6 protein-coding genes are annotated in these 5,562 nt (G+C 69.5%); 2 read left to right on the top strand and 4 right to left on the bottom strand.

What is annotated here, in order from left to right; translation table 11 throughout:
• Nucleotides 1–233: 233 nt before the first annotated feature.
• A complete protein-coding gene (locus tag ACWENQ_RS45930; RefSeq protein WP_452419792.1) occupies nucleotides 234–884 on the bottom strand; it encodes a formylglycine-generating enzyme family protein in 651 nt (216 codons plus the stop codon).
• Nucleotides 885–1,109: 225 nt separating this feature from the next.
• Nucleotides 1,110–1,571, bottom strand: coding sequence for a helix-turn-helix domain-containing protein (locus tag ACWENQ_RS45925; protein ID WP_452419791.1), 462 nt, complete (start codon nucleotides 1,569–1,571; stop codon nucleotides 1,110–1,112).
• Between the two features lie 134 nt (nucleotides 1,572–1,705).
• Between ACWENQ_RS45925 and ACWENQ_RS45920 the strand changes: the two genes are divergently transcribed.
• Entirely contained in the window at nucleotides 1,706–2,389 is a 684-nt protein-coding gene (locus tag ACWENQ_RS45920) for a maleylpyruvate isomerase family mycothiol-dependent enzyme (protein ID WP_452419790.1), read from the top strand.
• 277 nt (nucleotides 2,390–2,666) lie between these two features.
• On the opposite strand, the gene ACWENQ_RS45915 is transcribed toward ACWENQ_RS45920, so the two are convergent.
• Nucleotides 2,667–3,500, bottom strand: coding sequence for a PhzF family phenazine biosynthesis protein (locus tag ACWENQ_RS45915; RefSeq protein ID WP_452419789.1), 834 nt, complete (start codon nucleotides 3,498–3,500; stop codon nucleotides 2,667–2,669).
• A gap of 166 nt (nucleotides 3,501–3,666) precedes the next feature.
• On the opposite strand from ACWENQ_RS45915, the gene ACWENQ_RS45910 reads away from it, so the two are divergent.
• The gene (locus tag ACWENQ_RS45910) at nucleotides 3,667–4,047 is read left to right on the top strand and encodes a cell division protein SepF (RefSeq protein WP_354914201.1); all 381 of its coding nucleotides are present in this window, start codon (nucleotides 3,667–3,669) and stop codon (nucleotides 4,045–4,047) included.
• Between the two features lie 277 nt (nucleotides 4,048–4,324).
• On the opposite strand, the gene ACWENQ_RS45905 is transcribed toward ACWENQ_RS45910, so the two are convergent.
• Nucleotides 4,325–5,098, bottom strand: coding sequence for a sigma factor-like helix-turn-helix DNA-binding protein (locus tag ACWENQ_RS45905; RefSeq protein ID WP_452419788.1), 774 nt, complete (start codon nucleotides 5,096–5,098; stop codon nucleotides 4,325–4,327).
• Nucleotides 5,099–5,562: the final 464 nt, after the last annotated feature.

Raw genomic sequence — 5,562 nt, 5'->3', positions numbered from 1 at the left:
CGAGAGGGCGGGCAAGCCGCAGCGGGCAGAAGCCTGCGTCGCGAGAGGGCGGGCAAGCCGCAGCGGGCAGAAGCCTGCGTCGCGAGAGGGCGGGCAAGCCGCAGCGGGCAGAAGCCTGCGTCGCGAGAGGGCGGGCAGGCCGAGCCAAAGAACCCTGCGTCGCCGAAGGTGGGCGGGCCTCAGCCAACGGAATGCTGTATGGCGGGGGCCGGGTAAGCCGCAACCTGTTGCCGTCACCGTGCGCGGGCGAGGCGGAAGCCCAGGTCGTCGATGCGGAAGCTCGGGTGGCTCTTGCGGCGGCACGACGCTCGGCAGCCACGAGGGCGATCATGCGCGCCACCGCCGCGGAAGACGCGATACGGGCCGTAGACGCTGGGATCGTAGACATCCCAGCACCACTCCCACACGTTGCCGATCATGTCGTGCAGGCCCCACGCGTTCGGCGCCTTGGTCCCGACATCGTGCACCTCGCCGCCGGAGTTCCCGCGATACCAGGCGATCTCGTCCAGCTCTCCGTAGCGGACGGCGGATGTGCCGGCCCGGCACGCGTACTCCCACTCCGCCTCGGACGGGAGGCGGTAGCCGTCAGCTTCCCAGTCGCAGACCGTGTCCTGCCCGTCGGGGTCTTCCCCCATCGAGTAGCACGGTTGGAGCCCCGTCGCCGCCGACAGCCGGTTGCAGAACCGAACGGCGTCCATCCAGGAGACTTCGGTCACCGGCGTTCGCGACCTCGACGGGCTGGTGGTCGCCCCGCCGATGACGGCGTGGTACTCCTCACAGGTCACGGGATACGGCGCCATGCGGAAGGCTCCGACCTCGACCGTCCAGTGCGTCTTCGTGCCCTCGTCCCGAAGGACGACCTCGCCGGCGGGAATCTCCACCAGGTTCGCGGCGATCGCCTGGGGCGGCTTGGGTTCAGTGATCATCGCGGATCCTCCGCACACGGTCGGTACATGTCGAGACGCCGGCCTTCGATCGGGGCCAGACTTGAGGTGCTGGATGCCTATCCGGCGATCGGGGCCAGGCTTGAGGTACTGGGTGTCCATCCGGTGGATGGTCGGTGCCACTGATTCGATGCGACTCCTTACTGTTACTGCCTCGCCATCCACTCAGGCACGGTCGTCCTCCCTGCCGAGCAGGCTGCTGTCGCCGTAGAGGATGGTGTCGAGCAGGCGCAGCATCTCGGCGGTGGCGGCGGTGCCGCCCAGGATCACGAGCTTCATACGGTCCCGTTCCTCGTCGTGGACGGTCTGGACGCGTAGGGGGTGCGCGGGGTCGTGACCGGTGTTCGCCGCGGCCTGCACGAGCGTGCTCAACCGGTCGGCCGCGGCCCGGTCGACGCCGTCGATCTGTACGATGCTCGACACCTCCGCCGTCGCGACGCGGGCGGGCTGGTCCGGGTCCGGCTGCGGCCGCCCGATCAGCGCCTCGAGGTCGGCACGGGCGATCCGATACTGCTTGCCGATCCGTACCGCTTTGAGGCGGCCGGTTCGGATGTAGGCGCGTACGGTGCGCACATGCAGTCCGAGCCGGTGAGCCACCTGCTCAACGGAGTACAGTTCTTCCTTCATCGGTCCCTAACTTAGAGGATTGAGGGAGTGATAGGGAAGATTGCGGTACTACGACGCGTACCATGGACGGTGACCGTACATATCGCGTGGTTGGCTCCGCCGGATTGTCGGAGACGGCCGCTACGGTGCCTGGCATGGACTTTCTCCCCCACCTCCGGCGTGAGCTGGACGCCTTCCGCGCCTGCCTTGACGGTGATCTGTCCGCGCCCATCGAGTCCTGCGGCGACTGGACGTTGCGCGACCTCGCCGAACACCTCGGCGGATCGAACCTCTGGGCCGCCAAGGCAGTGACGGAGAAGCGGGGCGACTTCGTGCCACCGGCCGCGCCGCTGGATCCCGCCGGGTTGAGGGAGTGGTTCGACGCGGCGTCGCAAACGTTGCTGGCGGCGCTGGACGTCGACCCGGCGGCCGAGGCGTGGACGTTCCACCCGCCGGCGACGGTCGGGTTCTGGCAGCGGCGCCGGTGTGTGGAGGCTCTGCTGCACCGGTGGGACGCCGAGCGGGCGACGGGTACGGCCCGTCCCCTCGATCCGGAGTTGGCGGGTGAAGGGGTGGCCGAGGTGTTCGAGGTGATGGCGCCGCGCCAGATCGTGCGGGGGCGGGCTCAAGCGCCCGATCACGCGCTGCGGCTGGTTGCCTCTGACATCGGTCGTTCGTGGACGTACGGGCCGGGCGCCCCGGTGGCCGAGCTGTCCGGCAGGGCTGAGGACCTGGTGTTGATGGTGTGGGGCCGCATGCCGAGCGACGACGAGGTGTTCGGCTGGGCGGGGAATCGGTCAGCGGGGCGGCGCGTCCTGACCGGTCCGCTGACCGCCTGATCGGTTGGTCGACGTGTGCGGAAGTGGTCGACGTGTGCGGAAGTGATGGTGACCTGCGGCGCCTGGGCGCCCGTCCCGATGGCTCGCGGCGCGCGGGTGTTCGTTCCGACGGTTGGCAGCGTGTGGGTGTCGGTCCGGGCGGTCGGCGGCGCGTGGTGCCCGTCCGGGCGGAGGGGGGCGTGTGGGTGCAGGTCCTGACGGTGGGCGGCGTGAGGGTGTCTGCGCCGGCGGCGGGCGTGCGTGGGTACGTGCCTGTCGCCGGCCGCCGGCGAGGTGCCTACGGGTTGACCAGGAGCTCTCCGGAGATGACGGTGACCGCTCGGCCTGCCAGGTCCACGCGGTCGCCCCGCGCGGTCGTACGGACGAGGCCGCCGCGGGCCGACAGCTGGGCGCCGACCAGCGAGGCCCGGCCGAGGCGAGCCGCCCAGAAGGGGGCGAGGGCACAATGAGCCGAGCCCGTGACCGGATCCTCGGGGACGCCGACGCGTGGGGCGAAGAATCGCGACACGTAGTCGTAGCGGACGGTGTCCGGAGCGGCGGAGGTGGCGTCGGCTGGTGCCGCAGGCGATTCAGTGGCTGGAACGGCGGCCTGGGCGGTGACGATGATGCCGCGCGCGTCGACGGTCTCGAGGGCGGTGATGTCGGGGTCGAGCGAGCGGACCGCTTCTTCCGACTCCAGCTCGACGAGGAGGTCGAGCTCGCTGCGTCCGACACCTGCTACCGCAGCTCCGAGCGCCTTTTCCAGCCCGTCGGGAACAGTGGCCGGCGTCACTTCTTTGGCGGGGAAATCCATCGAGATCAGTCCGTCGGTGGAGCGATTGACGGTGAGGATTCCACCCTTCGTCGCGAATTGGATCTCTCCGTTGGCCGCTCCTGTGGAATAGAGCACATGGGCGGTGGCCAGCGTCGCGTGACCGCACAGCGATACCTCGACCGCCGGAGTGAACCACCGCAACGAATTACCCAGCAGGAACGCCGTCTCGGAGAGCCGCATCTCGGCGGCCACGGACTGCATCCAAGTGTCGGAAGCGGCTGACTCCAGGAGGCAGACAGCGGCAGGATTACCGTGGAATGCTGTGTCAGTGAAGGCGTCGACGGTGAACAGGCGCATGAGCTCGATGCTATAGGTGGCCGATATCCAGTCGAAACCGGGACGCTTGCCGTACAAAATGGAATATGTGTTGGGCGTGTCGCATGGCGAACGTCGAATCGTCGGTTACCGTCCAATGTGTAGGGACGTGCCGATTACGGTGAGTTCCTGAGGAAAGGACAAGCCGATGGGGGCAGTGCGCAAGGTGGTGAGCTACCTTGGCCTGGGCGGGATCGACCAATACGATGACGGATACGACGACGAGCAGTACGAAGACGAGTACATGCCGGCGTCGGAGCGTGCCGCGAAGCGGTGGCGGTCCACCGTCGAGTCGTCACGGATCGTGATGGTCCAGCCGCTGAAATACAACGACGCACCGTTGATCGGGCAGCATTTCCGCGAGGGGCAGACGGTCATCATGGACGTCACCGGCATGCCTATGCCGGAGGCCACCAGGATGGTCGACTTCGCGGCCGGGCTGGCCTACGGGTGCGACGGTCGGATCGAGCGCATCGCGGACCGGGTGTTCCTGCTCGCGCCCGCGCATGTGGAGATCGAGAGCACCTGACGTGTGACTGTGCGCCGGGCCGGTCCTGGGGAGGCTGGTCTGGCGCAGATGTCCACGTCAGGTGGCACATGTCCTTTCCGTATGCCCACGATCGGCCGTTGGTCCGTGCATCCCGGCCCGCTGCTCCGTGCGGCGGCTGCCCGCGTGTCGGCGTCGGACCGCACGTCGATGGCGTTCAACGGCCGGTTGGATCTGCCGTTCGCCTGGTCGAGGCGGCCAGGGTGTAGCGGTGCCGGCCGGCGTACGGGCGTACCCGGAGCGCGGCCGGCTCTTGCGGTCAGTCTTTGGGCCGGCGGGCCTGGTTCGTCTCGCGAACGACCGCCCAGGCGTCCGCCACCGGGCCCAGGTGCCGCAGCTTGTCGGGGTTGATCACCGCGCGGATCGCCTGGATCTGTCCGTCGAGGATGTCGAGCGCCAAGGTGTTGACGACCTTGCCGTCCCGGTCGCGGAAGATCGCGCCCGGCTGGCCGTTCACCTCATGCGGCGCCACGACACCGCCGATCCGGACGAACGGCGCGACGAACGCGGCCGGCATCCGGGACACGTTCTCGGCGCCGAAGACACCTGTGCCCCACAGCGGGGCCTTGCCGCCACTGTCGCCGACCATCTGCACGTCGGCGGCCAGCAGGTTCCGCAGCCCGTCCACGTTTCCCTCCCGGAAGGCGTCGAAGAACCGCTCGGCGAGTTCTTCTCGCTCCCGGCGATCCGCCTCGAACCGAGCGCGTCCCGCGTCCATGTGGCGGCGCGCCCGCACCGCGAGCTGACGGCACGCCGCCTCCGACCTGCCCACCGCCGAGGCGACCTCCCCGAAGCCGAACCCGAACACCTCCCGCAGCACGAACACCGCCCCCAGCACGAACACCGCCCGCTCGAGCGGGCTGAGCCGTTCCAGCAGCAACAGCGCCGCCATCGACACCGAGTCGGCCAGCTCCGCCGAGCGCACCGGATCCTCGTACGGGTCGGCCAGCAGCGGCTCGGGGAACCACTGCCCGGCATACTCCTCCCGCCGGACGCGCGCCGAGCGCAGCACGTCGATCGCGATCCGGGACACCGTGGCCGACAGGAAGGCCTTGGCCGACGCGGCTTGTGTCGGGGAGGCGAGGGCGCCGCTGTCGTGGTGCGCGCCTGGCCACGCTCGGTGCGGACGGACCGACCGGCGGGTTCTTCGGCGAGGACGGCCGGTGCCCTGGTAACGGTGAGCGGGCCTCGACCTGCAAGAACCGGATCCGGGGGGCGGCGGCGGACAGGCGGTGCGGGAGCGTCGGCACGCCTGACCGAGGAAAGGGGCGGGGAGAACGGCTCAGTGCCAGGCGGCGCGAGGGGGCGAGGGGCTGCGCAAGGGGGCGAGGGGCTGGGTGCCAGGCGGTGAGGGGGGAAGCGGCTCGGTGCCAAGCTGCGCGAGGGGGCGAGCGGCTCGGTGCTAGGAGCTGTTTCCTGGATCACGTGCGGAGCCAGATGACCAAGGCTGCGACCGTGACGGTTCCCAGGAAGACGTAGGCGCGTTTGTCGTAGCGG

This window comes from Nonomuraea sp. NPDC004354 (assembly GCF_053602555.1).
The sequence above is the reverse complement of the archived record's forward strand: the minus strand, read 5'-3'. Positions and strand labels throughout refer to the sequence as shown.

What these genes read in the sequence shown, in the direction of transcription:
- ACWENQ_RS45925 (WP_452419791.1), bottom strand. Translation starts at nt 1,571, where the DNA reads ATGAAGGAAGAACTGTACTCCGTTGAGCAGGTGGCTCACCGGCTCGGA.
- ACWENQ_RS45920 (WP_452419790.1), top strand. Translation starts at nt 1,706, where the DNA reads ATGGACTTTCTCCCCCACCTCCGGCGTGAGCTGGACGCCTTCCGCGCC.
- ACWENQ_RS45915 (WP_452419789.1), bottom strand. Translation starts at nt 3,500, where the DNA reads ATGCGCCTGTTCACCGTCGACGCCTTCACTGACACAGCATTCCACGGT.
- ACWENQ_RS45910 (WP_354914201.1), top strand. Translation starts at nt 3,667, where the DNA reads ATGGGGGCAGTGCGCAAGGTGGTGAGCTACCTTGGCCTGGGCGGGATC.